We start from the raw sequence: 547 nt of genomic DNA, 5'->3' as shown, positions 1-547 counted from the left end.
AGGCCGGGAACGCCACAAGCGGCGGCGTTGTGGCCAATACGGGCAGCGCGCACCGGATCGGCCTCGATGGCAAAAGTGCGCATCGAAGGGTGGGCCAGCATCCATTCGATGCCGATGGAACCGGAGCCGGCGCCGATGTCCCACAGCAACTCGCCGCGCCGCGGCGCCAGCGCCGACAGGGTAATCGCGCGGATTTCGCGCTTGGTGATCTGGCCGTCATGGTCGAACAGGTGATCGGCAAGGCCTGATGTGAGCGGCAGCACGCGCGCGTCCGGACCGGATTCAACTTCGACCGCCAGCACGTTGAGCGGATTGAGGTTTTCGAGGTCGAAGGCATCGGCGCGGACCGAGCGCTGGGTCTCGCTTGGCCCACCCAACGCCTCCAGGATCGTCAGCCGCGATGCGCCGAAGTCGAGTTCCGCGAGCAGGCGGGCAATCGCCGCGGGGGCTTCTGCATCCGAGGTCAGCGCCAGGATGCGCGCGCCTGGCTGCAGCAGTGGCCGGATCAGGTCGAGCGGCCGGCCGTGCAGCGAGACGGTTTCGATAT

The 547-nt window shown here is 67.6% G+C and carries 1 pseudogene; it reads right to left on the bottom strand.

Going from position 1 to position 547, the window contains the following annotated elements:
- Positions 1–547, bottom strand: a pseudogene (locus EN879_RS38305) (cobalamin biosynthesis bifunctional protein CbiET); the annotation flags it as partial.

This window comes from Mesorhizobium sp. M7A.F.Ca.AU.002.02.1.1, assembly GCF_003998535.1.
GTDB lineage: Bacteria > Pseudomonadota > Alphaproteobacteria > Rhizobiales > Rhizobiaceae > Mesorhizobium > Mesorhizobium ciceri.
This window is presented reverse-complemented; position numbering and strand designations above follow the sequence as displayed.